The sequence below is a fragment of the Amycolatopsis sp. NPDC033938 genome (genome assembly GCF_055575975.1).
The window spans coordinates 1-24,979 of record NZ_JBVIRO010000018.1 but is presented as its reverse complement, the minus strand read 5'-3'; the positions used below and the strand labels follow the sequence as shown (position 1 = coordinate 24,979).

The following is a 24,979-nucleotide window of genomic DNA, read 5'->3' as shown; positions in this document are numbered from 1 at the left end:
AAGGGACGGCGGTGCCACCGGTACCCGCAGCGAAGTGATTCAGTCCGCGGCGCGGTTGTCGCTCGTGTCGTCCTCCTCGGCGCCGAAGGAGATCCCGGCCAACCATCGGATGCCCGCCATCGCCTGGTACCGCGGATCCGTGGCCGTGACATCGCTCGCCACTCGCTGACGCAGCGACCGCAGGAGTGCCCGGCCCTCCTCGTTCTGGGCCTCCTCTCCCGCGAGCAGGACGACGGGTACCCAAGGCCGGTGGTATCTGGACGCGTCGCTCAAAGGGGGGATTTCGACGAGTAATTGAGGGAAGGCGGCGACCGCGCAGGCGAAGTCGTCGAGGTACGCCGGGCCGGACGAGCGGAGTGCCAGCAAGATCAACTGATGGACCACGTCGTAGTCCAACTTGCTCAGCCACTTCTGCAGGTAGTGGACCACAGCGTAATAGATGTCCAGCCGGTTCGGGAAACGGTCAACGGCAGAGGACAAGTCGAGCTGTCGCTCGCTAATGATTTCGCGGAGAAACCGTGCTCCGGGCACCCCGCCGCCGAGATCGCTGTTGGCGACCGCTGAAAGCAGATGCGTGGTGACCTTGATCAACTTGGGCTGACGCGGCCCGGCAAAGGTCAGGCCCTGCAGTGCCAATCCGTTCGAGTGAACACTCAAGCCGCTCTGGTCGTCGGTCATGTCGTAGTACGCCAGTTCGGCGGCCCACCTCGGGAGGGCGGGTGAGCGCTTGATCGGCGTGCCCTCACTGTCGAAATCGAGCACTTCGATCAAGGAGTGCCAGCTGGGTGCGGGCAACCCGGCCCGCCACAGGCGCACCATCGCGATCCGCTCGGTGTGGGTGACGAAAGGCGTGTCTTCGTCGACCAGAGCCAGGAGCAGCACCAGGTTCGCCGAGTAGGCGGCCAGCTCCCGGAGGCCGTCGGCCGGGGTGGGCCGATAGTCCGCGAAACCCGTCCCGCCCTGCCGATCGCGGTACTCCCCGACGAGGTGAACCAGCGCCCGGACGCAGTCGGCGCGCTCCTCCGTGGGAAGCCTCCGAAAGAGCGAGGTGAGGAAGTTGACGGTGGTCCCCCTGGTGGCGAGGGTTTGGTGGCTGAGCAACGCGAAGATCAGGTCGTCGTCGTACCGCCTGCGCGCCGGCATCGACCGGCGGGTGCGAGCGACCTCACACAGCACCCGGATCGTGTGATGGGCGACCAGGTACTCGCCGAAGGTGGCGTGCAGGAACTCGTAGGCCCGCCGGACGTCCTGATCGCGGTGCCCGTCCGCTTCGTCGGTGTGGATGAAGAAGAAGCGCCCGATGATCCGCTGACCGAGCCGATACGGCTCCAGGTCGGAGGAGATCTGGGTGAGGACGCGGATATCTTTGCCGAGGTCGTGGTCTCGGACGCTCTGGCGGTCCCGGTTGAACATCGCGAACGCGGCGACGCCCAAGCGCCACATCTCCTCGTCGACCGCGTCCTGCGTGACCTCCCGCCGGGCCTTGGCGAGTTCGCGGCGCACGAAGCTGGTGAGGACCCGCTCGTAGAAGACCTCCCTGGAGGTGCCCGCTTCCAGCGGTTCCGCTTTCGGATCCGCCGAGTAGAGGGCCAGCATGAGCAGTAGCAGTGGTTGAGCGGTCAGGTCGCTCAGTGCGATCGCCACGTCGGGTTTCAGTTCGCCCATCCGGCCGGACGTGATGGCGGGCAGGTTCTGACCTCGCCAGATCGCCAGCCAGGCGGTCATCTGCTCCTCGGAGAAGTCCTCGAGTTTCACCACGGTGGTCCGGGGAGCGACGCGCACCCGGTCGGCGACCACGGTCCGTGAGGTCACGACCACCACCACTGGATAGCCCAGGTCGGCTTCGGCGGCCTGGAATTCCGCGACCTGCTCCAGATAGTCCTTGCGCTCGTTGGTCGATGCCTGCAGCAGCTCGTCGAGGCCGTCGAGGATGACGACCCGCGTCCGGTCGGGCGCCTCGTCCACCAGATCGCCCCACTTGACGCGGTCGTTGATGGCGAGGTCCAGTGCCTCCTGAATCTGGGCGGCGACCCTGGCGTCGGCAGTGACCTGCCGAAGCTCCACGCGCAGGACGATGAAGTCCTCGTCGGGCAACCGAGCGGCGAGCACCTTGCTGAACAGGGATTTCCCCGCCCCCGGGTGCCCGAGCAGCAATAGCGGGTATTCGACGCTGCGCGGAGAGAACAGGTAGGACCCCAGGAACCCGTCGAGATCGTCACGGACGTCCAGACTTTCCCAGCGATAGTCGTTCATGGGGGCTTCGTCTGTCGCGATGGCGGTGCGGAAGCGTGGGACCTGGTAGATGCGCCAGACCGCGGGCAAGGTGATCTGGTTGACCGCGCCGACGCCATCAGGGGTGATCGGCTTCGCCAGCACGGCTTGATTGCTCTTGGCCAGGAGCTTCGCTCTGGGAGTCGGTGCGTCGTCACGCTCGACGCTGCGCGCCAGCAAGATCTCGTTGAGGCGGTTCAACGCCTGCGACTGGGCGTTCACGGCGGCGAGGACGGCCTGGCCGGTGTCCCGGATCTCCGCCAAGCCGCCGAGGTGGGCCCATAAGGAGAACTCGGGCACGTCGGCCGCCAAGTCGGCGAAGTAGGCCCGGTACCGGGCGATCGCTTTGTTCGACAGCACGGCGAGGCGCTGCTCGTCCAGCCCGAGCAGGACGCCGAGGTCGAAATAGTTGACGGTCAGCTGGGGGGCGCTCAGCAGGCAACCGCTCCAGTGCTGCAGCCCCAGGACGGCATCGAACGCGGGACCCATCGAGCGCAAGTGATCCTTGGAGACCTTGACTCCGGCCTGCCTCGCGACGTCGAAGAAGGCGGACACCACGATCGTCGTGTGGGCGGCGTCGATGAGCTCGTAGCGTTCCTTGCCCTTGGCCTTCCCCAGCCGCCGGACGCCGGCCTGGACCAGCTTGCGGATCAGGCCCGAGGCCTCGTTCTTCTGGTCCACCAGATTGAACGCCCAGGCCACCGGGGTCAGGACGCTGCTCAGGATGAAGCCGCCGAGAGCGGTGTCCAGCGCGTTGAGGAGTGAGTCGGAGCCGTGGCCGAGGATCTTCAGTGCGCCCCGATACGTGTACGGCGGATCTTTCGCCACGGCAGTCCTTCTGCTGGATTCAAGTTGCGCCTCAACGAGGCGACCACTCTAGACCGCCCCTGAGGGCTTGGACCATGGTGGTGCCAGCGCTACCACGAGTCTTCCCTCACGCGGGATCGTTCCCGGCCCTCCTCGACCGTAGGTTCTGTGGAGAGAGATCACCACCGCTTAAGGGGAAACAATGAATTCAGGGGGCGCGTGCGCCTTGGAGCTGGAATCCGTGACCAAGGTCTACGGTTCCGGTGACGGCGCGGTCACGGCTTTGAACGGGGTGACCGTCGGCGTGCGCAGAGGCACGTTCACCGCGGTGATGGGCCCGTCGGGCTCGGGCAAAAGCACCTTCCTGCACTGCGCGGCCGGATTGGACCGGCCGACTTCGGGACGGGTGCTGCTGGGGGACACGGAACTGAGCAAGATGCGGGAGAAAGCGCTCACCGAGCTGCGGAGGACCCGGATCGGGTTCATTTTCCAGGCCTACAACCTGTTGCCGTCGTTGAACGTGCTCCAGAACATCACGCTTCCGATGCGGCTGGCGGGGCGGAAGCCCGATCCGCAGTGGTTGCGGGAGATCGTCGAAAGTGTCGGGATCGCGAAGCGGCTCGAACACCGCCCGTCGGAACTGTCCGGCGGCCAGCAGCAGCGCGTCGCGATCGCCCGCGCGCTGATCACCCGGCCGGAGGTCGTCCTCGCCGACGAGCCGACCGGGGCACTGGACACCCGCACCGCGCGCCAGGTCCTCGACCTGCTCCGATCCATTGTGGACGGTATGGGGCAGACCGTGCTGATGGTCACCCACGATCCGGTCGCGGCGTCGGCCGCGCACGGCGTGCTGTTCCTGGCCGATGGCAAGCTTGCCGGTCACCTTCAGCAGCCCACGCCGGAACGCGTCGCCGAGCGCATGACCCACCTCGGGGAGTGGTGACGTCGTGTGGGACTTGGCATGGCAGACGATGAAGACCCGTTTGAGCGGGTTCGTCGGCGCGTTCGTCGCGATCCTCTGCGGGACCGCGCTGGTCGCCGGATGCGGCGTGCTGATGGAATCGGGTCTCCGGGCGGGGGTTCCGACGCAGCGCTACGCCGACGCGGCGGTCGTCGTGGGCGGTCAGCAGACGGTCGACCCGCCGGGTGCGGGTGCGCTCGAAACCCAGCAGGTCGCCGAGCAGGCCTCGGTGCCGGTCTCGTTGGCCGGTGCGATCACCGGGGTGCCTGGGGTGCGCGGCGTGGTCGCGGAGCAGAGCTTCCCGGCCAACGTCGTCACGGCCGACGGCCGGGCGCTGACCGGGCCGGACGGTGGCCAGTCGCTCGGACACAACTGGGAAGCCGCCGCGCTGGCGCCGTTCTCGCTGCGTGACGGCCAGGCGCCTGCCGGTACCGACGAGGTCGTCCTCGACGCGGACCTGGCGTCCCGGAGCGGGGTGACCGTCGGTCAGCGGGTGAAGATCGCGGTCCGCTCGGCTCCGGTGGAATTCCGGGTCTCCGGGATCGCCGCCCCGAAATCGGGGAACGGACTCACCCGGCAGTCCGCGGTGTTCTTTTCCCAGGAGAAGGCCGTCGAACTCGCCGGTACCCCCGGGCAAGCCCACGCGATCGGCGTGCTCGCGGATCCGGGCGTCTCACCGGGCGACCTGGCGGAGAAGATCCGCGACGCGGTGGGCACCGACAAGGTGACCGTGGCGACCGGGGTCGAGCGCAGCACGGTCGAGTTCCTCGACGTCAGCCAGACCCGGATGCTGTTGATGGCGCTGGCGGGCTCGTTCGGCGGCTTCGCGCTCCTCATCGCGGTGTTCGTCGTCGCCAGCACGCTGGCACTGGTCATCAACCAGCGCCGCCGGGAGTTCGCGCTGCTGCGGGCGATCGCGGCGACCCCTCAGCAGATCCGCAAGCTCATCGGCGCCGAGACGATGCTTGTCGCGGCTATCGCGGGCGTGCTGGGCAGTGGTCTCGGCGTCGCGGTGGGTTACGGACTGCGGAACGCCTTCGGTGCCATCGGGGTGATCCCGCCGGACTTCGAGCTGGCGATCAGCCCGCTCCCGCTCATCGCCGCGCTGGCGCTCGGGCTGGGCACGGCCCGGCTGGCCGCGTGGTCGGCGTCGCGGCGCCCCTCGTCGATCCGCCCGGTGGAGGCACTCGGCGAGGCCGCGGTGGAACGCCGTGAACTCGGCCGCGTGCGCACCGCCATCGGCGGCGCGCTGGTGGTGGCCGGCCTCGGCGGCGCGCTGATCCCGATCTTCCTGCGTGGTGAACCGGCTCTGGCGGCCTCGTCGAGTTCGGCGTTGATCATCGTGATCGGGCTGGCCGTTCTCGGCCCGAAGGTGGTCGCGTTCATGACGCGGCTGATCGCCCCGGTGCTGGTCCGGACCTCCCGGATCAGCGGGTACCTGGCCGCCGCCAACAGCCAGGCGAACGCACGGCGGCTGGCCGCCGCGGTCACCCCGGTGATGCTGGCGGTCTCGTTCGCGCTGACGATGTTCTACAGCCAGACCACGGCCGCGGCCGCCCGGCAGGAGCAGACCGTGGAGTCGACCACCGCCGACCACGTCCTCTCCAGCGCCACCGGCGGTCTCTCCCCGGAAGTCGCCGAAGCGGCGCGGCGGATCCCCGGTGTGGCCGCGGCGACCCCGGTCGTGCGGACCGAGGTGGTGAACACCGTCCAGGAGCAGGACAGCGTGCGGGTCGAACGGTACGCGGCACAGGGTCTGGACGGCGGTCAGGTGCGTGGCAACCTCGACCTTGGCCTGGTGTCGGGCCGGATCACCGACCTCACCGGGAACACCGTCGCGATGAGCGAATCGGAAGCAGACTGGTACGAGAAGAAGATCGGCGACGAGGTCGAGTTCTACTTCGGTGACGGCGCTCCGGCGAAACTGCGGCTGGTCGCCACCTACACCCGAGACCAGGCGTTCGGCCGCTACCTGCTGCCCGCCGACCTGGCCAGGGCACACACCGGGGACCGGATGGACGATTCGGTCCTGGTGCGGGACGAACCCGGCGCCGACCCCGCGACCGTCGACGCCGCCCTGCGCGACCTGGCGGTCCGCTACCCGGGTCTGGCCGTGGCTCCGGGATCGTCGGTCGCCGCGCCTGGCGGAGGCCAGGAGCAGGCCCAGTTCTACGTCAACCTGGTCGCGGTCGGCGTGATCCTCGGCTACGTCGTGATCTCGGTGGCCAACACGCTGGTGATGAGCACGGCACAGCGCTCGCGGGAGTTCGCGTTGCTGCGGCTCATCGGTACCACGAAGCGCCAGGTGGTGCGGATGATGCGCTTCGAAGCGCTGGCGACCGTCGGTGTCGCGGCCGTGCTCGGCACGGTGGTGGCGGGGGTTCCCCTCGTCGTGTTGAACCTCGGCCTGCGCGGGACGCCGTTGCCGTCCGGACCGATCGCCGTCTTCGGCGGGGTCATCGCCGGGGCGATCCTGCTCGGCCTGGTCTCGCTCGGCCTGTCCACCCGGGTGGCGCTGCGGTCCAAGCCGATCGAGGCGATCGGTCTCCGCGAGTAGCGCGCCCCGTCGTCCGGTCAGCCCTTCGCGGCGGGCCGGACGGCGGGGATCTCGCCGCCGCGGAAGGCGTTCACGAACAACCGGTGGTCCTCCCGGGACTGCTCGGCGTAGGCCATCCCGAACTCGGTCAGCTCGCGGACGAACTCGTCCTCGCGGTCACCGATCACTTCGGCGATGGCCGCTTCGCTTTGGAAATCGACCAGCGTCTGCTCGGAGTCCGAATCGGACACACAATGCATCTTCGCCGTGGCCCGGCCGAGATAATCGAGCACCGGCCGCATCTCGGCGGGTTCGGTCAGCTCCGACCAGTCGAGGTCGTTGACATAGGGCGACAACTCCGAGACGACGAAGCCGGTCCCGCCGATCTCCGTGTGACCGAGCCACGGATCCGCGTGCGCCTGAAGGGCACGCTGCGAGACGGCGGTGCGATGTCCTTCGTCGGTGAAGTAGTCGCGGATGCTCTGTTCGGCCACGATCCGGCTCGGCGCGGCGACGTTGCCCTGTTTCATCGACAGGACGACGTCGTTCTCCAGCGCCTGTGTCCGCCCCTCGACGAGGATGTTGTACGCGGGAAGCCCGGCCGAGCCGATGCCGAACCCGGTCCGGCCGACGATGTCCTTGACCCGGTAGGTGATGCTGCCGAACCGCTTGCTCTCCGGAATCGTGTCCAAATAGGACTCGAAGGCGGTGACCGCGGTCTCGCGTTCGGCGTCTTCGAGCACCCGGACTCCCGGGCCGTGCCGGAACCGGCGGTCGTAATCCTCCACAATGGTCAGTTCGTCCAGCAGGTCGATCCGGGTCTTCAACCGGGCCCGCAGCAGCACGTCGTGCAGCATGCCCTCGGTGCTGTCCAGCTGGAGCCGGACGAGTTCGTCACCAGGGCGCTCGGCGTACTGGCGTACCTGTCTCACGTAGGCGCGCAGGTAGGTGTCGATCAGCGTCGCGATGTCGTCGTCGGAGATCGCCTTGCTCCAGGCCAGCAACGCGACGCTGGCGGCCAGCCGTTTGAGATCCCAGGTGAAACAGCCGAGGTACGCCTCGTCGAAGTCGTTGACGTCGAACACGAGCGTCCCGGACGAATCCATGTAGCTGCCGAAGTTCTCGGCGTGGAGGTCGCCCTGGATCCAGACGCGGCTGGTCTCGTCGTTCGCCCACGGGTCGTCCTCGTCCGCCATGTCCGCGTAGAACAGGCACGCGGAGCCGCGGTAGAAGGCGAACGGCGCGGCGGCCATCTTGCGGAACTTCCGGCGGAACGCGTCCGCGTCGGCGCGCATGAGGTCGTCGAAGGCCTCCACCAGCACCTCGACGATGCGCGCGCGCCGACCGTCCTCGCCCTGCTCGCGGATCCGTCCGACCACACCTGCCATCACGACCTCCTGAGGGGTTCACCGTGCCACAGGTCGGCGGGCCGGGCAGATCAGATCTTGCGGAACCGCGCGTCCAGCAGCGCGAACGCGCCGAACGCGGCGATCCCGGCCGCGAGCGCGAGGAGGAGGGGAGCGCCGTAGGGCTGGACGACCAAGGTCTTCAACGCGACGTCGAGACCGCCGGCCTTCGCGGGGTCGAAGGTGGCCGCGGAGACGACCGTCAGGACGCCGATGGTTCCGTACGCGGCGGAGAGGGCGATCCAGCCGACCTGGCCGAGCCGGATCGTCGTGGTCCGCGTCGTCGCGGGGGCGTCGCCGAAATCGAGTTCGCGGACGAAGGTCTTCCGGAGTCCGCGCTGCGCGAGGAAGACCGCCACCGCTACGACGACGATCCCGACGACGGTCACCAGCGCCGGGCCGTAGGGCTCCGCCAGGATCCGCGCCACCAGCGACGTCTGCCCGTCGTCGGCACCCGCGATGGCGACTTTCACCGCACTGTAGGAAACCAAGCCGTACAGCACGACCTCGATCCCGCTGACGATCCGGCGCACCGTGCGCCGCCGTGCCTTCACGTGCCGGTGGCCCGTGATCGCCTCGCTCGACTGCCACAGGGCCAGTACGGCGAGACCCACCGCGATCACCCAAAGCAGCCACGCGCCGCCGTTCGCCACCACCACCTGCAACGCGCCCGCCTTGTCTGCCTTGGCCCGATCGCCGAGGGCGACCTGCGCCGCGAGCCAGGCGACGAGCAGATGCACGACGGAGTAACAGACGAGCCCGCCTCGGGCGATCAGGTCGAACAGTTTGCCTTCGCGCATCGGGCGATCCTTGTCGACGCGGCAGCGGGCCACCAGGGCCAGTGGGAGCAATTTGTCCGTTCGGTGAAGTTCGGTGGTCGCCGGCACATGAGGCGGATCACTCTTGATCTCCACCTTGGTGGAGGGTCGACCCTGAACTCCTGTACTGACCACGGCGCCGGAGGAACGCGCGGATCCCGAACGCCGCGAGCAGGCCGAGAGCCGCGAGCCCGAACGGCCGGAGGGTGATCGCCCACGGCCAGGCCGCACCGCTGAGCGTCAGATGTCCGGTCGGGTACTCCAGTGTCCTCGCCGTCCACCGTGTCGTCGCGGTGTCCGTGACGCGCACGAGGTCTTCGAGGGCCGCGTCGAACGGGAAGCCCGGTTTTCCGTGCAGGTACACCGGTGAGAGCGCGGAGTACCGATCGGCGACGTGCCCGGTGGCGGCGTCGGCACCGGGCACGATCAGCCGGTCGAGATCGTCGGAGACCACGGCTGGAGTGCCCCGAGGTACGAAGGTGAGCCCGTGCCGTGACTGGATCGGAGCGCCGTCCAGGCCGACGGCGATCGTGCGCACGGCCAGCGATTCTCCGTAGGTGTCGAAAGCCGCGGTCAGTTCCAGCTCACGGACCCCGGCGGTCAGCAGGACGCCCAGAACCGGCTTGTCCCAGCGGAACGCGGTGTTGAACCCGACGACGGTGTCCGCGGCCTCGAAGGTGTTCTGCCTCATCGGGGCGGCGGCGCCGGGGGAGTAGTGGGCCCAGCCCACCGCGCCGGCGGTCCGGCGGGCGACGTCCAGGCCGGCGATCCGCTCGGTGACATGGAGCGCGCCGTCGATCCCGGACAGGATCCCGGCGGTGGTCACGATGCTGCCGTCGTCGACATACCGAGTGCCGCGAATCCACTCCACGGCAGGGAATTCGTCGTCGAAGCCGTCGATGCCGATCCAGTGCGCGGTAGCGCGGCGGCCGTCGAGAAGCCCGGCCGAGGCGAGGACGCCCGAACCGTTGCAGACGCTCATGAGCAGAGCACCCTTCGAGGACTGCCGCCGCAGCCACTCGGTCACCGGGCGCGTGGTCGGCTCGCCGAGATCGGGCAGTGCGGGCACGACGACGACGTCCGGGGCACCGGCGGGGAGCAACCGGTCGAGATCGGCGAAACTCAGGTCCGGCACGAGATCCAGCCCACCCGTGAGGGTCACCGGCCGAACTTCGGGAGCGACCGTGTAGACGTTGAACGCGCCGCTCGTCGCCAGGACCTCGTACGGGGCGAGCGCGTCCGAGACGACGGCGCCCTCGTTCCCCACCACGACGACCGCGGTGGGCTTGGCGGGATCGTGCGCCCGGCGGACCGGTCGCGGCGAGATGCCGTCGGTTCTTGGGGTGTAGTGGTCTTCGAAACTGGCGTTCAGCGTGACACCGCCGAGGGTGAGCGGCAGGGCCACCGCGGCGAGAACGAACGCGAGCACGGTCAGCGTGCCGCGGAGGAAGGCACGCATGGTCAGCCTCCGTACTCGGCGCGACGGCGAAGCATGGCCACGAGCATCGACGGCACCATCAGCACGTGTCCGGCCGTCATCAGTGTCGATCCCGAGACCAGATCTGCCCAGAAGAACGGCAGGAAGATCACGTACGGCACGTACATCGCGGCCGACATCTCCGCGATCGACGCCCAGCCATGCCGCCGGATCCGCATCCACAGCGCCATGCCGAGCGACATGTCCGTCGCCATCACCAGCGCGCTCGCGGTCACGTTCCCCGCGAGGCCGGGCCAAGCGAACGACCAGACGGGTTCGAGGACGATCATCCCGGCGATCATCGCCACCAGCATTTCGACGGCGTGGCGGGTGAAGTGCAGGACGGCTCGGTTCCGGGTCTTCGGTTCCGTCGTGTGGTTCATCGTGGACTCCCTCGCGGTTCGGTGCGACGGGAGCAATGTTCGGGGGCCCGGGGGCACTTCGGCAGGTGCCGGAAGTCATGCGCGAGGTCATATGACTCGTGAGTGGCGATTCGGGTTAGAACCCGAACGCTCTCTTAGGTACCTACTGGTGGCCTGTGGCCTTGCTGGCGTGAGGTGCATGATGGCCCCTTTCCTTGCGCTAGGCGCAAGGAAGGGGGCCTTCATGTGCTGGGGAAGGTGTGAAGGTCGAGTTTCCTCGGCTGAGCCGAGGGAAGGGGACCTTCACTACCTTCAGGATAGGGAAGGAGGCCTTCACGGACTTTGTGATCGCCTCATGCGGCCCGCAAGCATCAGCAGTCACACCAGCTGCGCGTGAAGGCCCCCTTCCCTCGGCTGAGCCGAGGGAAGGGGGCCTTCACGCGCAGCCGTTGCGGCGGGTGGTGCTACTGAGGCTCGTGATGGTCGTCCGCGACCGCCGTAGGTACCTCAAACACCCTTGGCCAGAACCCGAATCGCCACTCACGACCAACCCGGCCCACCACGGCTCAGAACAGGCCGAGTTCCCTGGCGCGCAAGGCAGCCTGGGTCCGGTCCCGCACCTGAAGCTTGGACAGCACACTCGTCACCAGGTTCTTCACCGTTCCCTCGGCGAGGAACAGCTTCTTCGCGATCTCCCGGTTGCTGTGGCCGTCCGCGAGCAGCCGGACCACTTCCAGCTCCCGCTCGGAAAGCGGTGTGACCAGCGGCTGGGGGCGCGGTTCGGCGGGCAACTGGGCCACCCTGGCCACGAGTTTGGCCGCCACCGACGGCTGAAGCACCGACTCACCTCGCTGGGCCGCGACAAGCGCTTCGACCAGCCGCGTCGACGAGACGTCCTTGAGCAGATAGCCGACGGCGCCCGCCCGCAGCGCGGCGAAGACGTCCTCGTCGTCGTCGAAAGTGGTCAGCGCGAGCACCCGGACTCCCGGTTGCTCGGCGCGCAGCCGGGTGGTGGCCGCGATTCCGTCCAGCACCGGCATTCGCAGGTCCATCAGCGCGACGTCGGGGCGGAGTTCGGCGCAGAGCCGGATGGCCTGTTCCCCGTCGGCCGCCTCGCCGACGACCTCGATCCCGGGCTGGACCTCCAGCAGGGTCGCCAGAGCTTCGCGGAACAGGGCCTGGTCGTCCACGATCAGCACGCGAACACTCATCCCGGCACCTCCACGGTCAGTGTCAGGCCGTGCTCTTGGGCAGAGTCCACCGTGACCCGCCCGCCGAGCCCCGCCACCCGTTCCCGGAGACCGACGAGGCCGAATCCGGTGCCGTGCGGGGGATCCCCGGCCAGGCCGAGGCCGTCGTCGCGGACTTCGAGCCGGACCAGATCCGTGGCGGCGTAGTCGAGCACCACGGTCGCGGTCTTGGCGCGCGCGTGTTTGCGCACGTTGGTCAGTCCCTCCTGGGCCGCCCGGAACAGCGACTCCTCCACCTCGGCACGGGCATCCCGCGCCGTGCCTTTGATCTCGAACCCGGTCGGCACTCCGGCCGCGGACGCCTCGTCGGCCAAGGCCCGCAAGGTGTCCACGAGCGGTTCGGAGCGCGGTTCCCGCAACGCCGACACCGAACGGCGGACCTCCGCGAGTGCCTCCCGGGCTTGGTCCTGTGCCTTGGCGAGCATCGTGTCGACGCGGTCCGTGTCCGCGGTGCCGATCACCGCCCTGGCGGCCTGCAGCATCATCTGCACGACGGTCAGATGGTGACCGAGGCCGTCGTGGATGTCGCGGGCGAGCCGGTTGCGCTCCTGGGTGGTCGCCAGTTGTTCGGCCTGCGCCGCGTAGTCGCGCAGCCGCTCGTGCGCTGCCGCCAGTTCCTCCCGCGCCCGCTTCTCCCGCTGGACCAGCTCGGTCACCACGGCGGCGAAGACCATGACCGCCAGCGTCCCCAATCCTTCCCGCAGCCCGTCCATCGGAGCCATCCCGAGGTGGATCAGCGGGATCACCACCGCGACGCCGAACGCCGCGGGCAGGGGCAACAGCAGGACGGTCTGGGAGATCAGGACGACGAGCAGCAGGATCGCGCCGACGGCGGCGCCCGAAAGCGAGAACAGTGTGAAGCCGAGAGGCAACTGCACGCAGACGTAGGCGATGGCGAACGCGCGGCCGCGTTTCTGGACCCACGGGAAGCCGGCGATCGCGATCCCGGCGTAGACGAGTCCGACGAGGAGTGTCGGCAGCACGAGTGTCTCGTATTTGGCCGAGCCGAGGGGCAACGTCACGTACGCGACGACGGTCAGCACGGCCAGGGCCCGGTTCACGGACACACAATGCTCGACCCCGCGACACCCGCGCAAGCGACCCCCGCGCGGACAACGCGGGTCAGGCGATGGTGCTGTGCCGGATCTCCAGCGAGAAAGGCGTCTGGACGTCCTCGGGGGCGAGGTCGCTTCCGCCCGCGATGCGACGTCGCAGGAGATCGACCGCGGCCCGCGCGATCGCCGCCTTGTCCGGGGCGATCGTCGTCAGCGAAGGCAGGCTGTAGGCGCTCTCCTCGTTGTTGTCGAAGCCCACGATCGCCATGTCCGACGGCACCTGGACGCCGCGCTCGGCCGCGGCGCGAAGGGCGCCGATGGCGAGTAGGTCGTTGAAGCAGAACACCGCGTCGGGTGGCTCCGGCAGGGCGAGCAGATGCGCCATCGCCTCGGCGCCGTTGGCACGGTGGTAGCGCAGCGCGGGCAGGACCAGTTCCGGAATGGGCACGAGCCCGGCCTCTTCGAGCGCGGAGTGGTAGCCCTCCAGCCGTTGCGCGGCGGTGTGCCGCTGCGGATGCGCGCCGATCGCCGCGATTCGGCGACGCCCCAGGGAGATCAGGTGCCGCACGGCGATCCGGGCGGCCTGGACGTTGTCGATGCCGACGTGGTCTATCGGGACGTCGATGACGTGCTCGCCGAGCATCACCAGCGGTACGCCCGGCGCCAGGTCTTCGAAGTCGTTGGTGTGCAACGCTTCCGGGCTGATGATCGCGCCGTCGATCAGATGCGGTCCCAGTGTGGACAGCGCGTCGCGCTCGCGCTCCCTGGTGCCGAGGGTCTGTTCGATGAGGACGTTCCACTCGTGCTCCTGCGCCGCCTGCAGCACCAGGCCGGCCAGTTCGCCGAAGTACGGGATGCTCAGTTCGGGCAGCATCAGCCCGAGGAACCCGGTGCGGCCGCGGCGGAGGTTACGGGCACCGAGATTCGGCCGGTAGCCGGTCGACGCCAGTGCCTCCTCGACCCGGCGGCGGTTCTCCGGCTTCACGAAGTCGTAGCCGTTGACCACGTTCGAGACGGTCTTGACCGAGACGCCCGCAAGCTTGGCGACGTCCTTGAGCGTGGCCACCCTCGCTCCTCTCCACAGATCTCTGGCACAGATCCGGCACAGCCTAGCCGCGCGAACGGCGGATTTACAACGTTGTACCAACGATGTAAATCTGGCATCGTCCTGATGAGTGACATGGGTCACCGCCGATCCGTGTGCTCGACTTCCCCGAGGAGCGATCGATGTCCCTGCCCATCCGCCGCACCCTGCTCCTGGTGACCGGTCTCGCGCTCGCGCTGACGGCCTGCACCAGCCGCGAGACCCAGCAAACCGCCCCGTCGGGCGCGGGACCGGCCGCCTCGGCGGCACCGAGCCAGGCCGCGGGGCCGGGATGCGCCCGCGAGAAGATCGGCTATCCGCAGGTGGACGTGAAGAACGCGGTCATCGGCTTCTCCCAGTCGGAGAAGGAGGCGAACCCGTTCCGGATCGCCGAAACACAGTCCATCAGGGACGAAGCCGCCAAACTCGGTGTCCCGGGAGACAAACTCCTGGTCACCAACGCGCAGAGCGATCTGAACAAGCAGGTCAGCGACATCAAGTCGCTGCTGGACAGAGGCGCGCAACTGCTCATCGTGGCGCCGCTGAACTCCGATGGCCTGCAGCCCGCCCTCGACGCGGCGAAGGCCAAGAAGGTCCCGGTCATCACGATCGACCGCAAGGTCACGTCGCAGCCTTGCGGTGACTACCTGACCTTCATCGGCTCGAACTTCGTCGAACAGGGCAAGCGCGCGGCGAAGGAGATGGTGAAGGCGACCGGCGGCACCGGCAAGGTCGCGATCCTGCTCGGCGCCTCCGGCAACAACGTGACCACCGACCGCACCAAGGGTTTCAAGGACGAGATCGCCTCGACGCCGGGGATCTCGATCGTCGCCGAGCAGACCGGTGAATTCGACCGGTCCAAGGGCCAGGCGGTCATGGAGCAGCTCATCCAGAGCAACCCCGAGATCACCGCCGTCTACGCGGAGAACGACGAGATGGGCATCGGCGCGGTCACCGCGCTCAAGGCGGCGGGCAAGACGCCGGGCAAGGACGTCAAGATCGTGTCGATCGACGGCACCCGCAACGCCGTCCAGCTGATCGCCGACGGCAGCTACAACGCGGTGATCGAGTCCAACCCGCGCTTCGGCCCGCTCGCCTTCTCCACGCTGCAGGATTTCGCCGCCGGCAAGGAGATCCCGCCGACCGTGGTGATCTCCGACGACCAGTACGACCCGGCGAACGCGGCGCAGAAGCTCGGGAACGCGTACTGACGATGGAACCGGTTCTCGAGGTCGAAGGCGTGACGAAGACGTTCGCCGGGGTGCGCGCGCTCGACGACGTGTCGTTCGCGCTCCGGCCGGGTGAGGTGCACGCGCTGGTGGGGGAGAACGGCGCCGGCAAATCGACGCTGATCAAGGTGCTCACCGGCGTGCACCGGCCGGACTCCGGCACGATCCACGCGCGGGGCGCGATCTCCACGATCTACCAGGAGGTCAACCTCATCCCGCTGATGAGCGTGGCGAGCAACGTGTACCTCGGCCGTGAGCCGAGGAAGCGGTTCGGGCTGGTGGACTGGGCGCGGATGAACGCCGACGCGGCGGCCCTGCTGAAGGACTACGGCATCGACACCGACGTCCGCCGTCCACTCGGGACACTCGGGGTGGGCGCACAGCAGATGGTGGCGCTGGCGCGCGCGGTGTCGGTCGACGCCGACGTCGTGATCATGGACGAGCCGACGTCCTCTTTGGAACCGCGTGAGGTCGAGACGCTGTTCGAGGTCATCGGCAGGCTGCACGAACGCGGGATCGCGATCGTGTACGTCAGTCACCGGATGGACGAGCTGTACCGGATCTGTGACCGCGTGACGGTGCTACGGGACGGTAAACGGGTCCACACCGGACCGCTCGCGGAACTGCCGCGGCTGGAACTGGTGTCGATGATGCTCGGCCGCAGCGTCGGTGACATCCGCTCACACGGTGCGACGGCCTTCGAGGGAGATCACGAGGCGGGGCGGGAACCCGTGCTGCGCGCGGAGAACCTGACCAGCGGCAACCGGCTGGCGGACGTTTCGGTGTCGATCAGGCCCGGCGAGATCGTCGGGCTGGCCGGGCTGCTCGGCTCCGGCCGCACCGAGACCGCGCGGGCCATCGTCGGCGACCTGCCGTTGTCCGGCGGAACCGTGCTCGTCGGCGGAAAACCGGTGGCGCGAGGGAATGTGGCGGCGGCGATGCGGGCAGGCGTGAGCATGCTCGCCGAAGACCGCAAGACCGAGGGCATCATCCCGCATCTTTCGGTGCGGGAGAACATCGTCCTCGCCGCGTTGCCGAAGCTGTCCCGTTTCGGCCTGGTCAGCCGTGCCCGCCAGGACCGGATCGTCGACACCTTCGTGAAACGGCTGCGCATCAAGGTATCCAGCCCTGATCAGAAGGTCGCGGAACTGTCCGGCGGCAACCAGCAGAAGGTGCTGCTCGCCCGGTGGCTGTGCACCGAACCCAAGGTGCTGCTGCTCGACGAGCCGACGCGGGGTATCGACGTCGGTGCCAAGGCGGAGGTGCAGGCACTGATCGACGAACTGGCCCGCGAGGGGCTGGCCGTCCTGCTGATCTCCTCGGAGATGGAGGAACTCCTCGACGGCGCCGACCGCCTGGTCGTGCTGAAGGACGGCTCGGTGGTCGGGGAACTCGCGGGGGAGCAGCTGACCCAGGACCACGTGCTGGCCGCGATCGCTTCGGGCGGGGACACGGATGACTAGCACCCAGCGGAGAACAGAGGATCCGGGAATCACCATGACGGACACGGGGAAGACGGTGGACCGGACCCGGGTGGCGCGCTGGCTTCAGGAGTACGGCGTGTACGTCGCCGTCGCCGCGCTGGTGCTGTTCAACATCGCGTTCACGGCGAACTTCCTGACCGTCGGCAACTTCCGCACCCAGCTCATCCAGGCCGCGCCGGTGCTGGTGGTCGCGCTCGGGATGGCGCTGGTGATCGGCACCGAGGGCGTCGACCTGTCGGTGGGTGCGGTGATGGCGCTCTCAGCCGCGCTCGTCCCGCTCTACCTCGGGTACGGGACGCTGCCCGCGGTCGCCATCGCCCTCGTGGCGGGATTGGCGGCCGGCGCGTTCAACGGTGTTCTCGTGGCCAGAGTCGGGATCCAGCCGATCGTGGCGACCCTCGCCCTACTGGTCGGCGGGCGCGGCCTCGCGCTGGTGCTCGCCGACGGCCAGCTCATCCAGCTGCACGACGAGGCGTTCCTCGCACTCGGCACCGGCGAGGTGCTCGGGATCCCGGTGAGCGTGCTCATCGCGGCGGTCCTGGCAGTGCTGGTGGCGGCACTGGTCGGGAAGACGGCGTTCGGCAGGCGGCTGGTCGCGATCGGCGGCAACCGGCGGGCCAGCGTGCTGGCCGGGCTGCCGGTCACCCGCGTCCTCATCGGCGTCTACGCGATCTGCGGGCTGCTCGCGGCGCTGGCCGGGGTGCTTTCGACGGCGCGGCTCGGCGCCGGTGACCCCGCGGACGCCGGACTGCTGATGGAACTGTCCGCGATCACCGCTGTCGTCGTCGGCGGCACTCCGCTGACCGGCGGGCGGGTCCGCATCCTCGGCACGGTGATGGGCGTGCTGCTCATGCAGCTCGTCCGCGCCACCCTCATCAAGCACAACCTGCCGGATTCGACCGCGCAGATGGTCCAGGCCGCGATCATCGTCGGCGCGGTGTACGTCGCACGGGAACGGAGCAGCCGATGACCGCGGCGCCCACGATGGCCGCCCAGGACTCCACCCGGCGCGAGCTGATGGCCGGAGTGCTGCAGAAACAGGGCGCGGCGATCGCGCTGGTGCTCATGGTCGCCGTCGCGTGGCTGCTGTTCCCGCGTTTCGGCAGCTTGGACAACCTGCGTGACATCGCGTTGCAGAGCTCGTTCCTCGCGATCATCGCGCTCGGGATGACCTTCGTGATCATCACCGGCGGGATCGACCTGTCGGTGGGTTCGGTCTACGCGCTCGGCGGGGTTCTCGCCGCCTATGGGTCGCAATGGGGTTTCCTCGTGGCGCTGCTGCTGTCGCTGGCGGTGTGCGGGCTGATCGGGTTGATCAACGGGCTCCTGGTCGCGAAAACCGGGATGGCGCCGTTCATCGTCACGCTGGCGTCCCTGCTGTTCGCCCGGGGGCTGCTGCTCGCGATCACCAGCGAGGGCGCGACGACCTACAAGATCCCGGAGGGCGAGGCGTTCGTCGAACTCGGCCGCGGCACGCTCTTCGGCTTCGGCTACCCGGTGTTCATCGCGGCGGCGTTGTGCCTGCTCGGCGGGCTGGTGTTGCGGCGGACCCGGTTCGGGCAGTCGGTGTTCGCCACCGGTGGCTCGGAGCAGTCCGCGAAGCTGATGGGGCTGCCGGTGGCGCGCACCAAGGTCACCGTCTACGTGATGAGCGGCGTCCTTTCCGGCCTCGCGGGCGCGCTCACCGCGGCCTACCTGCAATCCGGTGTCACGGTGATCGGGGTCGGTCTCGAACTGGACGCCATCTCCGTCGTCGTCATCGGCGGAACCCTGCTCACCGGCGGAATGGGCACGATTCTCGGAACGGTCATCGGCGTGGGCATCCGAACGGTCATCCAGAACGTCATCAACCAGATAGGAACTCTCGACAGCAACTACCAATCGGTGGTCAGCGGCGCGTTCCTGCTGGTGGTCGTTGTGCTGCAGCGGTCGCTGGCGCGCACGACCGCCCGGAGATAGGGGAGATCGCATGCACCGAAGAACGGCGCGCGTCCTGAGTGTCGTGGCCGGCCTGCTGGCCGCCGCCACGACGCTGGTTCCCGTCGCCCAAGCCGCCCCCGTCCCGCTCCCCACCCCGTGGACGGACCAGGTCTCGCCGTCGAACGCGCTGCCGGAGTACCCGCGACCGCAGCTGGTGCGTTCGGAATGGCTCAACCTCAACGGAACCTGGGGCTTCACCGGAGCGCCGAACCTGACCTCGCCACCGATCGGCAGACCGCTGAGCGAGAACGTCCTCGTGCCTTACCCCATCGAGTCGATGCTTTCGGGGATCAAACGGCATGAGGACAACATGTTCTACCGCCGCACCTTCACCGTTCCGTCCACATGGGACGGACGACGGGTGAAGCTCAACTTCGGCGCGGTCACCTGGGAGACCAGGGTCTGGGTCAACGGGACGTCGATCGGAAGCCACACCGGCGGCTTCGACGCGTTCTCGTTCGACATCACCCCGGCGCTGAAGGCGGGGGAGAACGAGATCGTCGTCGGCGTGGCGTCGCCCGTCGACGGCAGCCGGTACCCGATCGGGAAGCAGCGGAAGACCCCCGAAAGCATTTTCTACACGGCGGCGTCGGGGATCTGGCAGACCGTCTGGCTGGAACCGGTCCGCGCCGAGCACGTCACCCGGCTGGACACCACACCCGACGTCCCCGGTGGCGCGCTCGACCTCGTCGTCCAAGGCACTCCCGGACAACAGGCGACCGCCGAAGTCCTCTCGGGCGGTCAAGTGGCCGGCACCGCGAGCGGAACGGTGGGCTCGCATATCCGGGTCCCTGTGCCGAACGCGCGGCTGTGGTCACCGGACGACCCGTTCCTCTACGACCTGCGCGTGCGGTTGCCCGGTGGCGATGTCGTCACCGGGTACTTCGGGATGCGGTCGCTGGGCAAGGCGATGGTGGGCGGCGTGATGCGCCCGCTGCTCAACGGGAAGTTCGTGTTCCAGTTGGGCACCCTCGACCAGGGCTACTGGCCGGACGGCATCTACACCGCGCCGACCGACGAGGCGCTGCGGTTCGACCTCGAACGCCAGAAGGCACTGGGCTTCAACATGGTCCGCAAGCACATCAAGGTCGAGCCCGCGCGGTGGTTCTACCACGCCGACCGGCTCGGGCTGATGGTCTGGCAGGACATGCCCGCGCTCGACGCCGTCGACGAGGTCCCGAACGGGCACGCGAACTACGAATCCGAACTGCGGCGGATGATCGAACAGCACAAGGGCATCACGTCGATCGTGCAGTGGGTCCCGTTCAACGAAGGCTGGGGAGAATACGAGGCCGGGCGCATCGTGGACCTGGTCCGCTCGATCGACGACACCCGGTTGATCAACCACAACTCCGGATCGAATTGCTGCGTGTCCGATCCCGATCCGGGCAACGGCGACGTGATCGACGACCACGCGTACCAGGTCTCCGCCGGGACGAGGCCGCCGGACGCGCGCCGCGTCGCGGTGCTGGGCGAGTACGGCGGCCTCGGCAGACGCGTGACCGGGCACGAATGGGAGCCGGGCAAGGGCTTCGCGTACGGCGCGCTGTACCCGGACGAGACGTCGCTGACGAACCGGTACGTGGAGATCACCGAACAGGTCGGGCGGTTCGTACACGGGCGCGGGCTTTCCGCGTCGGTCTACACCGAGCCGTACGACGTCGAGAACGAGGTCAACGGTTTCTACACCTACGACCGCCGCGTGCTGAAGATGACCGAGGCGCGGGTGCGCGAGATCAACCAGAAGGTGCTCGCCATCGCCAAGGGAACCGAGGTCGGCCGGGGCGAACTCGTGTCGCTGCGGGTCACCACCGCCGGGTACACCGACCGGTACCTGCGACACCAGGACGGCTTCGTCCGCACCGACGTCCTCGGCGAGGGCAGCGCGGACTTCGGCAAAAAGGACGCGACGTTCTGGGCACGGCAGGGGCTCGCGGACGCGTCGTGCCTGTCGTTCGAGTCGCGAAACTATCCCGGGCACTTCCTGCGGCACGCGTCGTCACGGATCCGCAAGGACGCGAACGACGGTTCGGCCCTGTTCGCCGCGGACGCCACGTTCTGCGCGCGGGAGGGCGCGGGTGGTACGGCGCTGGAGTCGTTCAACCAGCCTGGCGCGTACATCCGCCACTACGCCGAGACCGTCTATCTCGCGCGCAGCGGCGGGGCGAACCCTTGGGACACGCCGTCGAGCTTCGCGGCGGACACGACGTGGGCGGCCTCGGTCCCGCTGTGGCGCAGCGGCGCCGACCTGCCGCTGGACCAGACGCGCTCGTTCCGGGTGACCACGCCGGGCTTCACGGACCGCTACCTGCGGCACCGTGACGGCCTCGCGCGGACGGACGTGGTCAACGCGTCGAGCGCGGCGCTGCTGAAGGCGGACGCGACGTTCGTCGTCCGGCGCGGTCTCGCGGATCCGTCGTGCTACTCGCTGGAGGCGCGGAACTATCCGGGCCAGTTCCTGCGGCACGCGGACTTCCGGGTCCGCCTCGCCCGGAACGACAACACCGACCTGTTCCGGAAGGACGCGACCTTCTGCGCCCAGCCGGGCGCCGGTGGAGTGCGGCTGGCGTCGGTCAACGAACTGGGCACGAACATGCGGCACTACGCCGAGGAGGTCTTCGTCGCCATCAGCGGCGGCGGCCACCCGTTCGACAACCCGGTGTCGTACGACCAGGACGTGACCTGGGCGGTCTCGGCGGCCTGGGCTCCGTAGCAGGGTCGTGAGTGGTGCTGACGGTTCTGGCCAAGGGTGTTTGAGGTGCCTACGGTGGGTGGGTCCGTAGCGGCCGGGCCGTGAAGGCCTCCTTGAGGGACTCAGAGTCTCTCAAAGCTCCCTTCACCCGTCGCGGACGGCCGTCATGAGCCTCAGCAGCAGCACCTGTCACACCGGCTGCGCGTGAAGGCCCCCTTCCCTCGGCTCAGCCGAGGGAAGGGGGCCTTCACGCGCTTCCCCCACGAGCCAGGCCGCAGGCCACCAGTAGGTACCTAGGAGAGGGTTCGCTCTAACCGTCATCACCACTCACGAGACCGAGGGGGACTCCCGGTAACCTTGCGACCATGACCGGCCCGGACGTACCTCTCTCCTTCAAGCTCGCGTACGTCCCCGGCGTGACGCCCTCGAAGTGGGTCCGGATCTGGAACGAGCGGTCGCCCGGCGTGCCGCTCGAACTCGTCCAGACGACCGCCGCCGAAGCCCCCGCGCTGGTCCGGGACGGCGAGGTGGACGCCGTCCTGCTGAGGCTCCCGATCGATCGCACCGGTCTGCACGCGATTCCGCTCTACACCGAGACCACGGTGGTCGTCGTTCCCAAGGATCACCTGGTCGCGGCCGCGGACGAGGTTTCCGTCGACGACATCGCCGACGACGTCGTGCTGCACCCGCTCGACGACACACTGGACTGGGAGCGGCCACCGGGGAAGCCCGCGCTGGATCGTCCGGCCACGACGGCGGACGCCATCGAACTGGTCGCCGCCGGGGTCGGGCTCCTCGTCGTCCCGCAGTCCCTCGCGCGGCTGCATCACCGTCGCGACCTGACTTATCGCCCGATCTCCGGCACGCCCGAATCCGGCGTCGCGTTGTCCTGGCCGGAGGACGAGACCACCGACCTGATGGAACAGTTCATCGGGATCGTCCGGGGCCGGACGGTCAACAGCACCCGAGGTCGGCAGCAGACCCCGGAGAAGCAGGAAAAGCCGAAGCAGGCCCCGGCGAAGAGCAAGCGCCCCCAGGCCGCCGGCCGGAAACCGCAGCCTGGGAAGCGCGGGGCTCCCAAAGGCGGGAAGCGCCGCCGCCGCGGCTAGCTCTCGCTACGGGCGGCCTTGACGCGCGCCTCTTCTTTGCGGACCTCGGCGTGGGTCTCGCGCTCCCGCTTCAGCCAATCCGGGGCGGCGGTCTTGATCTCTTCGATCTGCTCGGTGGTGAGGGCCTCGGTGATCCCGCCTCGCGCCAGGCCGCTGATGGAAATGCCCAGCTTCGCCGCGATGACCGGACGTGGATGCGGCCCGTTGCGGCGCAGCTCGCGCAGCCACTCGGGCGGCTCGGCCTGCAACGCGTTCAGTTCGTCGCGGGAGACGACACCCTCCTGGAACTCCGCCGGGGTGGCCTCCAGGTAAACACCCAGCTTCTTCGCCGCTGTCGCGGGCTTCATCGTTTGGGGGGTCTTGTGCGACGTCATTGCCTCAGGGTAACGCCCTGTGATCAGGCGCTCTTCGCGGGCGGCGTGACGACGTCCAGCGCTCAGAGGTAGTCGAAGAACCGGTCCCACCACGACGGCGGCCGGTCCGGGGGATAGAGGGTGTCGAAGCCGCTGATCCCGGTGTACTTCGTCCACAGCGGATGTTCGGAGACGGGCAGGTAGCCGAGTGCTTCCAGTTCGTCTTCGATCCGTCTTCGTTCCGTCGCGGGGAAGAACTGTCGTTCCTCGTCCTCATCGTAGCTGCCGGGATTTCCCAGTGTCACCGCGACGAGGCCGCCGAAGTTGCTGACCGTGACCGTCAGATGGTCCGATGCCGAGGTCGCGCTCGCCGGGATCACGATCCGGCCGAGATGACTGGCGTCCTGGACGTGCCGGTCGACTTCGCAGAGGCAGTCGAAGCGTCGGCCGAGACGCTCGGCCAGACGCTCGAACCGGGCCCGTTCGGCGGGTCCGTCGAAGTCGTGTGGCACCTCCCAGTGGCCGGGTTCGTCGAGCTCGCGCAGCATCGCCCAGGTCTGCTGCTCGTCGAGGGGCATCGTCGCCTCCCGGCCTCAGGTGGTCTAGTCCACTTACCGAACTGAACCTTAACCAGCCGGATCCCGCGCGGACAATGGTGGGACGAATTCTGGACCGAAAAAGTTTCCCGGGCCCGACGCCGAGAAGCAGGGGTAGCGCCAGCGCTACCCGGAATCCGGTAGGCCGCACTCCTGATCTTCGCGCCTGAATCGACCATCGTCGGTTGTGTTGATCCGGTCGAGTAAGGAGCGCGAATGACGAGCAAGACCAAGGTACGCAAAGGAGTTGTGGTCCTGACGGTGGCGGGGCTGATGGGTACCGCGTTGGCCACGGCGGCGGAGGCGGCCCCGCCCCGGGGATCCGAGCTGCGGAAGAGCCTCGACGCGTTGGTGAGCCAGGAAAAGTTCCCGGCGGCGCTGGCGTCGGTGACCGATCGGGGCCGCACGACGTCGCTGGTCGCGGGGTCCTCGCGGATCGACCGCCAGGTCCCCGTCCCGCGCGACGGTTCGGTCCGGGCGGGCAGCAACACCAAGACGTTCACCGCGGTCGTCGTGCTGCAGCTGGTGGCGGAGGGCAAGGTGGAACTGGACGCGCCGATCGAGAAGTACCTGCCGGGACTCGTGCGGGGCGAGGGCATCGACGCCACCAAGATCACCATCCGGCAGCTGCTGCAGCACACCAGCGGGCTCCCGGACTACACCGAGCACATCGGGGTACAGGAGTTCGAGACGCTCCGGCACAGGTTCTTCCAGCCGCACGATCTGCTCGCCGCGGCTCTGGCCCATCCGGCGAAATTCGCCCCCGGCACCAAATGGGAGTACAGCAACACCGGCTACCTGCTGGCGGGCATGGTGATCGAGAAGGTGACCGGACGGCCCGTGCAGGAACAGATCACCGAACGCGCCATCAGGAAGGCGGGCCTGGAACACACCTATTGGCCGCAGGTCGGCGATCAGACCATCCAAGGACGGCACCCCCAGGGTTACGCGATCGGCAGTGCCGCCACCGGCAAGGTGGTCGACGCCACCGAACTCGACCCATCCTGGGGCGGTGCCGCCGGTCAGTTGATCTCGACGCCGAGCGACCTCGCCAAGTTCTTCCGTATCCTGCTCGACGGGAAGTTGCTCGCACCGCGGCAGCTGGCAGAGATGCGGAAGACGGTGGACGCCCCGCTGTTCCCTGGGGCGCGCTACGGCCTCGGCCTGATGAGCAACCCGCTCAGCTGCGGCGGCGTGTACTGGGGCCACGGCGGGGACATCCACGGGTTCGAGACGCGCGGCGGGGCCACCGAGGACGGCCGGACCGTCGGACTCGCGGTGACCGCGATGCCGGGAACCTTCGGTGACGCCGAGCGTGGCTCCGCGGCCGTGATGGCCACGGTGGACACCGCGTTCTGCAAGTGACCGGGTGACCACCGCGGACAGTGCCCGGCCGGGTCGTGAGTGGCGATTCGGGGTTACTAGTCAGGCGGTTGCGGGGTTGGTTGGTAGCCAGGGGTTCCCGGTGATGGCGTCGCGGAGTGCGGTGAGGACGTTGAGGCCGTTTTT

General features: G+C 68.6%; 19 protein-coding genes. 9 read left to right on the top strand and 10 right to left on the bottom strand.

Going from position 1 to position 24,979, the window contains the following annotated elements; genetic code table 11:
- Window positions 1-39: 39 nt before the first annotated feature.
- Window positions 40-3,099 (bottom strand): NACHT domain-containing protein, encoded by a 3,060-nt coding sequence (locus ACZ5ZX_RS33005; protein WP_465505903.1) that lies wholly within the window; start codon window positions 3,097-3,099, stop codon window positions 40-42.
- 181 nt (window positions 3,100-3,280) lie between these two features.
- Between ACZ5ZX_RS33005 and ACZ5ZX_RS33000 the strand changes: the two genes are divergently transcribed.
- Together ACZ5ZX_RS33000 and ACZ5ZX_RS32995 are read left to right on the top strand one after the other, a co-directional pair.
- Window positions 3,281-4,021, top strand: a complete 741-nt coding sequence (locus ACZ5ZX_RS33000) for an ABC transporter ATP-binding protein (protein ID WP_465505902.1) — start codon at window positions 3,281-3,283, stop codon at window positions 4,019-4,021.
- Between the two features lie 4 nt (window positions 4,022-4,025).
- A complete protein-coding gene (locus tag ACZ5ZX_RS32995) occupies window positions 4,026-6,596 on the top strand; it encodes an FtsX-like permease family protein (protein ID WP_465505901.1) in 2,571 nt (856 codons plus the stop codon).
- Window positions 6,597-6,613: 17 nt separating this feature from the next.
- Here ACZ5ZX_RS32995 and ACZ5ZX_RS32990 read toward each other — a convergent pair whose 3' ends face one another.
- The 7 genes from ACZ5ZX_RS32990 to ACZ5ZX_RS32960 form a co-directional block, all read right to left on the bottom strand.
- A complete protein-coding gene (locus ACZ5ZX_RS32990) occupies window positions 6,614-7,963 on the bottom strand; it encodes a DUF2252 domain-containing protein (RefSeq protein ID WP_465505900.1) in 1,350 nt (449 codons plus the stop codon).
- Between the two features lie 50 nt (window positions 7,964-8,013).
- A complete protein-coding gene (locus ACZ5ZX_RS32985) occupies window positions 8,014-8,781 on the bottom strand; it encodes a DUF1206 domain-containing protein (protein WP_465505899.1) in 768 nt (255 codons plus the stop codon).
- A 97-nt stretch (window positions 8,782-8,878) separates the two neighbouring features.
- Window positions 8,879-10,258, bottom strand: coding sequence for a DJ-1/PfpI family protein (locus ACZ5ZX_RS32980; RefSeq protein ID WP_465505898.1), 1,380 nt, complete (start codon window positions 10,256-10,258; stop codon window positions 8,879-8,881).
- Window positions 10,259-10,260: 2 nt separating this feature from the next.
- Window positions 10,261-10,659: a hypothetical protein gene (locus ACZ5ZX_RS32975; RefSeq protein WP_465505897.1), complete on the bottom strand. Its 399-nt coding sequence runs from the start codon at window positions 10,657-10,659 to the stop codon at window positions 10,261-10,263.
- A gap of 545 nt (window positions 10,660-11,204) precedes the next feature.
- Entirely contained in the window at window positions 11,205-11,849 is a 645-nt protein-coding gene (locus ACZ5ZX_RS32970; RefSeq protein WP_465505896.1) for a response regulator, read from the bottom strand.
- Entirely contained in the window at window positions 11,846-12,949 is a 1,104-nt protein-coding gene (locus ACZ5ZX_RS32965) for a sensor histidine kinase (protein ID WP_465505895.1), read from the bottom strand. The genes ACZ5ZX_RS32970 and ACZ5ZX_RS32965 overlap by 4 nt, the downstream gene beginning before the upstream one ends.
- 61 nt (window positions 12,950-13,010) lie before the next feature.
- On the bottom strand, window positions 13,011-14,009 hold the full coding sequence (locus ACZ5ZX_RS32960) for a LacI family DNA-binding transcriptional regulator (protein WP_465505894.1): 999 nt from the start codon (window positions 14,007-14,009) through the stop codon (window positions 13,011-13,013).
- 161 nt (window positions 14,010-14,170) lie between these two features.
- Here ACZ5ZX_RS32960 and ACZ5ZX_RS32955 point away from each other — a divergent pair, with 161 nt between their 5' ends.
- The 6 genes from ACZ5ZX_RS32955 (at window position 14,171) to ACZ5ZX_RS32930 (ending at window position 22,521) form a co-directional block, all read left to right on the top strand.
- Window positions 14,171-15,238 carry an ABC transporter substrate-binding protein gene (locus ACZ5ZX_RS32955; RefSeq protein ID WP_465505893.1) on the top strand — a complete coding sequence of 356 codons (1,068 nt, stop codon included), beginning with the start codon at window positions 14,171-14,173 and terminating at the stop codon, window positions 15,236-15,238.
- Window positions 15,239-15,240: 2 nt separating this feature from the next.
- Entirely contained in the window at window positions 15,241-16,719 is a 1,479-nt protein-coding gene (locus ACZ5ZX_RS32950) for a sugar ABC transporter ATP-binding protein (RefSeq protein WP_465505892.1), read from the top strand.
- 34 nt (window positions 16,720-16,753) lie between these two features.
- Window positions 16,754-17,710, top strand: coding sequence for an ABC transporter permease (locus tag ACZ5ZX_RS32945; RefSeq protein ID WP_465505891.1), 957 nt, complete (start codon window positions 16,754-16,756; stop codon window positions 17,708-17,710).
- On the top strand, window positions 17,707-18,699 hold the full coding sequence (locus ACZ5ZX_RS32940) for an ABC transporter permease (protein WP_465505890.1): 993 nt from the start codon (window positions 17,707-17,709) through the stop codon (window positions 18,697-18,699). The genes ACZ5ZX_RS32945 and ACZ5ZX_RS32940 overlap by 4 nt, the downstream gene beginning before the upstream one ends.
- Before the next feature lie 10 nt (window positions 18,700-18,709).
- Window positions 18,710-21,433 carry an AbfB domain-containing protein gene (locus ACZ5ZX_RS32935; RefSeq protein WP_465505889.1) on the top strand — a complete coding sequence of 908 codons (2,724 nt, stop codon included), beginning with the start codon at window positions 18,710-18,712 and terminating at the stop codon, window positions 21,431-21,433.
- 344 nt (window positions 21,434-21,777) lie between these two features.
- On the top strand, window positions 21,778-22,521 hold the full coding sequence (locus ACZ5ZX_RS32930) for a LysR family substrate-binding domain-containing protein (protein WP_465505888.1): 744 nt from the start codon (window positions 21,778-21,780) through the stop codon (window positions 22,519-22,521).
- Here the strand turns inward: ACZ5ZX_RS32930 and ACZ5ZX_RS32925 are convergent.
- Window positions 22,518-22,868 carry a DUF5997 family protein gene (locus ACZ5ZX_RS32925; protein WP_208616268.1) on the bottom strand — a complete coding sequence of 117 codons (351 nt, stop codon included), beginning with the start codon at window positions 22,866-22,868 and terminating at the stop codon, window positions 22,518-22,520. The two genes, ACZ5ZX_RS32930 and ACZ5ZX_RS32925, sit on opposite strands and share 4 nt — an antisense overlap.
- An 89-nt stretch (window positions 22,869-22,957) precedes the next feature.
- Window positions 22,958-23,452, bottom strand: a complete 495-nt coding sequence (locus ACZ5ZX_RS32920) for a hypothetical protein (protein WP_465505887.1) — start codon at window positions 23,450-23,452, stop codon at window positions 22,958-22,960.
- A 234-nt stretch (window positions 23,453-23,686) separates the two neighbouring features.
- On the opposite strand from ACZ5ZX_RS32920, the gene ACZ5ZX_RS32915 reads away from it, so the two are divergent.
- The gene (locus ACZ5ZX_RS32915; protein WP_465505886.1) at window positions 23,687-24,835 is read left to right on the top strand and encodes a serine hydrolase domain-containing protein; all 1,149 of its coding nucleotides are present in this window, start codon (window positions 23,687-23,689) and stop codon (window positions 24,833-24,835) included.
- The last annotated feature ends 144 nt before the right edge of the window (window positions 24,836-24,979 follow it).

Excerpts from the sequence above, each read along its gene's own strand:
- ACZ5ZX_RS33000 (WP_465505902.1), top strand. The coding sequence starts at position 3,281 with ATGAATTCAGGGGGCGCGTGCGCCTTGGAGCTGGAATCCGTGACCAAG.
- ACZ5ZX_RS32990 (WP_465505900.1), bottom strand. The coding sequence starts at position 7,963 with ATGGCAGGTGTGGTCGGACGGATCCGCGAGCAGGGCGAGGACGGTCGG.
- ACZ5ZX_RS32985 (WP_465505899.1), bottom strand. The coding sequence starts at position 8,781 with ATGCGCGAAGGCAAACTGTTCGACCTGATCGCCCGAGGCGGGCTCGTC.
- ACZ5ZX_RS32980 (WP_465505898.1), bottom strand. The coding sequence starts at position 10,258 with ATGCGTGCCTTCCTCCGCGGCACGCTGACCGTGCTCGCGTTCGTTCTC.
- ACZ5ZX_RS32975 (WP_465505897.1), bottom strand. The coding sequence starts at position 10,659 with ATGAACCACACGACGGAACCGAAGACCCGGAACCGAGCCGTCCTGCAC.
- ACZ5ZX_RS32970 (WP_465505896.1), bottom strand. The coding sequence starts at position 11,849 with ATGAGTGTTCGCGTGCTGATCGTGGACGACCAGGCCCTGTTCCGCGAA.
- ACZ5ZX_RS32955 (WP_465505893.1), top strand. The coding sequence starts at position 14,171 with ATGTCCCTGCCCATCCGCCGCACCCTGCTCCTGGTGACCGGTCTCGCG.
- ACZ5ZX_RS32950 (WP_465505892.1), top strand. The coding sequence starts at position 15,241 with ATGGAACCGGTTCTCGAGGTCGAAGGCGTGACGAAGACGTTCGCCGGG.
- ACZ5ZX_RS32945 (WP_465505891.1), top strand. The coding sequence starts at position 16,754 with ATGACGGACACGGGGAAGACGGTGGACCGGACCCGGGTGGCGCGCTGG.
- ACZ5ZX_RS32940 (WP_465505890.1), top strand. The coding sequence starts at position 17,707 with ATGACCGCGGCGCCCACGATGGCCGCCCAGGACTCCACCCGGCGCGAG.
- ACZ5ZX_RS32935 (WP_465505889.1), top strand. The coding sequence starts at position 18,710 with ATGCACCGAAGAACGGCGCGCGTCCTGAGTGTCGTGGCCGGCCTGCTG.
- ACZ5ZX_RS32930 (WP_465505888.1), top strand. The coding sequence starts at position 21,778 with ATGACCGGCCCGGACGTACCTCTCTCCTTCAAGCTCGCGTACGTCCCC.
- ACZ5ZX_RS32925 (WP_208616268.1), bottom strand. The coding sequence starts at position 22,868 with ATGAAGCCCGCGACAGCGGCGAAGAAGCTGGGTGTTTACCTGGAGGCC.
- ACZ5ZX_RS32920 (WP_465505887.1), bottom strand. The coding sequence starts at position 23,452 with ATGCCCCTCGACGAGCAGCAGACCTGGGCGATGCTGCGCGAGCTCGAC.
- ACZ5ZX_RS32915 (WP_465505886.1), top strand. The coding sequence starts at position 23,687 with ATGACGAGCAAGACCAAGGTACGCAAAGGAGTTGTGGTCCTGACGGTG.